The sequence below is a fragment of the Mesorhizobium sp. M7A.F.Ca.CA.002.15.2.1 genome, assembly GCF_003998715.1.
In the GTDB taxonomy this organism is placed as follows: Bacteria; Pseudomonadota; Alphaproteobacteria; order Rhizobiales; family Rhizobiaceae; genus Mesorhizobium; species Mesorhizobium ciceri.
In genome coordinates this window covers 1-2,985 of sequence record NZ_RZPI01000672.1, presented here as the reverse complement: position 1 = coordinate 2,985, position 2,985 = coordinate 1, and the positions used below count along the sequence as shown (strand labels likewise).

Annotated in this window: 4 protein-coding genes; 2 read left to right on the top strand and 2 right to left on the bottom strand. The window is 64.3% G+C overall.

All coding sequences use genetic code 11. From position 1 onward, the window contains the following. Positions 1-609: cobyric acid synthase (locus ENZ74_RS27320; RefSeq protein WP_127313125.1), on the bottom strand; the 609-nt coding region annotated here is incomplete at its 3' end. Then, entirely contained in the window at positions 609-1,223 is a 615-nt protein-coding gene (locus tag ENZ74_RS27315; protein ID WP_063168187.1) for a dimethylsulfonioproprionate lyase family protein, read from the bottom strand. The genes ENZ74_RS27320 and ENZ74_RS27315, both read right to left, overlap by 1 nt. A gap of 144 nt (positions 1,224-1,367) precedes the next feature. Between ENZ74_RS27315 and ENZ74_RS27310 the strand changes: the two genes are divergently transcribed. Then, positions 1,368-2,534 (top strand): isobutyryl-CoA dehydrogenase, encoded by a 1,167-nt coding sequence (locus ENZ74_RS27310; RefSeq protein WP_013531207.1) that lies wholly within the window; start codon positions 1,368-1,370, stop codon positions 2,532-2,534. 25 nt (positions 2,535-2,559) lie between these two features. Beyond that, positions 2,560-2,985: prephenate dehydrogenase/arogenate dehydrogenase family protein (locus ENZ74_RS27305; RefSeq protein ID WP_127313124.1), on the top strand; the 426-nt coding region annotated here is incomplete at its 3' end.

Below are 2,985 nucleotides of genomic sequence, written 5' to 3'. Positions count from 1 at the left end.
TCCCGGAAGAGGACCGGCGCATGATCGCCGGTCCTCTTCCGGGAGGATCAGATGCGTGCCGGCCACCGAAGCGATGACGCCGCCGCGATCGATGTCGCCGACCAGCACCACGGGCACGTCGGCGCGCGTGGCAAAGCCCATATTGGCGATGTCGCGGCTGCGCAGGTTGATCTCGGCCGGCGAGCCGGCGCCCTCGACGATGACCAGATCGGCGCCCTCGCCGACCTTGCCCCAGGAGTCCAGCACGGCGTCCATCAGCCGGCCCTTCATCGCCTGGTAGTCGCGCGCCCGCGCTTCCCCGAACATTTTGCCCTGCACGATGACCTGCGCGCCGACATCGGTCTGCGGCTTCAGCAGCACCGGGTTCATGTGGACCGATGGCGCGACACCGCAAGCGATCGCCTGCAGCCATTGCGCGCGGCCGATCTCACCGCCGCCGGCATTGTTGTCACCTGGAATTTCGGCGACGGCGGCATTGTTCGACATGTTCTGCGGCTTGAACGGCCGCACCTTCAGCCCACGCTTTTTTGCCGCGCGGCAGAGGCCGGCGACCAGCACGGTCTTGCCCACGTCGGAACCCGTGCCTTGCAGCATGATCGCTTTGGCCATCAGTCCCTGCCCTGCGCCACGGTTCCGGTGATATCGGATTTCTGCGCCAACGGCCCGCCGCGCCAGATGTACAGCGCCAGCAACGGGTCTTTGCCCGTGCGCATGGCGTGATTGACGTTGGAAGCGTGATGAACGACCTCGCCGGCCGTACGCATGCAAAAGCCGCTCTCGCCCATGCGCCATTCGGTGCCGCCGGTCAGCGGAATGTAGATTTCCTCGGCGACGTGATGGTGGTCGGGATAGACGATATCTGGTCCAAGAATCAGCAGGCCGGCGGCGGCCGCGTCATTGGCAAAGTGGCCACGTGTGCCGAACACTTCCAGCCAGCCGTAATTCTCGATGAACTCTTTCCCGAAGTCCGCCTCGCCATAAGTCTGCCCCCAGCGGAAATCATTCCGACGTTCGGCAAGCAGTTGCACCAGCGGCTTGGCATCCGGAGGCGCCAGTTCGGCGGCGCGATCGAGATGGCGCAGGCAGGCAAGCGGACGCGGCTCCAGCGTGCGAGCCGGCATGTCCCAGCCGATCCGGGCCACGGCATCGCGCATCAGGACGTGATCCACGGTCGCAAGGTATGCGTGGAACCGGCCCAGCAGTTCATCGAATTTTGTCGTCATATCTTGCTCCGGACATGCATTGATGCACAGCCGCTCCGCAGGGGATCGGGTTGCGCGGCGGCATCATTGGTCTAGATTGGTGCGCGCGCAAAGCCAAAAACAACAGGCCAGCGAGCTAGCTGGCCAGCACACAGGGAGCACGCCATGGACGCCGCGGTCGATGCGAGCACCAGCCAATTCGAACTCAACGAGGAGCAGCGCGCCATCCAGGAGATGGCGCAGGCCTTCGCCGCCGACCGTGTCGCACCGAATGCGCTCGATTGGGACCGCAACAAGCATTTCCCGGCCGACGTGATCCGCGAGACCGGTCCGCTCGGGCTCGGCGGCATCTATATCAGGGACGATGTCGGTGGCTCGGCACTTGGCCGGCTCGACGCCGTGCTGATCTTTGAGGCGCTGTCGCACGCCGATCCGGCCTTTTCGTCCTTCATCTCGATCCACAACATGGTGGCCTCGATGATCGACCGTTTCGGCAATGACGAACAGCGCCAGCGCTTCCTGCCCAAGCTCACTTCGATGGAATGGCTGGCCAGCTACTGCCTGACCGAGCCAGGCTCCGGCTCCGATGCCGCGGCGCTCAAGACCCGTGCGGTGAAGAGCGGCGGCGACTATGTGCTCAACGGCACCAAACAGTTCATCTCCGGCGCCGGCGACAGCGATGTCTATGCCGTCATGGTGCGCACCGGCGCGGACGGGCCGAAAGGCATTTCCACCATCGTCGTGCCCAGAGATGCGCCAGGCCTCTCCTTTGGGGCAAACGAGCACAAGATGGGCTGGCACATGCAGTCGACCCGCCAGGTCATCTTCGAGGATTGCAAGGTGCCGGCGGAGAACCTTCTGTCCGACGAAGGCGCTGGCTTCGGCATCGCCATGGCCGGGCTCGACGGCGGCCGGCTGAACATCGCCGCCTGTTCGCTGGGCGGCGCGCAGTCGGCGCTCGACAAGGCGCTGTCCTACACCGCCGAGCGCAAGGCTTTCGGCTCGAAGATCAATCAATTCCAGGCGCTGCAATTCAGGCTGGCCGACATGGAGACCGAGCTGCAGGCGGCGCGTATCTTCCTTTATGCCGCCGCCTCGAAGCTCGACCGCAAGGCGCCGGATGCTGGCAAATGGTCGGCGATGGCCAAGCGCTTCGTCACCGACACCGGCTTCAATGTCGCCAATGACGCACTGCAGCTGCTCGGCGGCTACGGCTACCTGCACGACTACGGCATCGAGAAACTGGTGCGGGACCTGCGCGTGCACCAGATCCTCGAAGGCACCAACGAGATCATGCGCGTCATCATCGCTCGCGCGCTGATTGGCCGTTGAAGCCAGCAACTCTGGGAGACAGACAATGACGACGATCGCCTTCATCGGCCTCGGCAATATGGGCAATCCAATGGCCGCCAATCTGGTCAAGGCCGGGCATGCGGTGAACGGTTTCGACCTCGTTCCGGAAAACCTCACCGTCGCCAAGGAACATGGCGTGACGATTATGGCGAATGCCTTGGCCGCGGTGAAGGATGCCGACGTGGTGATCACCATGCTGCCTGCAGGCAAGCATGTCCTCTCCGTCTACGAAGACATCGCGCCCAAGGCCAGGCAAGGCGCACTCTTTATCGATTCCTCGACCATCGACGTCGAGTCAGCCCGCAAAGCCCACGCCGTCGCCAGGAAGCACGCGCTGTCGTCGATCGATGCACCGGTCTCGGGCGGCACCGGCGGGGCTGCGGCCGGCACGCTGACCTTCATGGCGGGAGGCTCCGATGATGCCTTCGCT

What these genes read in the sequence shown, in the direction of transcription:
- ENZ74_RS27315 (WP_063168187.1), bottom strand. Translation starts at nt 1,223, where the DNA reads ATGACGACAAAATTCGATGAACTGCTGGGCCGGTTCCACGCATACCTT.
- ENZ74_RS27310 (WP_013531207.1), top strand. Translation starts at nt 1,368, where the DNA reads ATGGACGCCGCGGTCGATGCGAGCACCAGCCAATTCGAACTCAACGAG.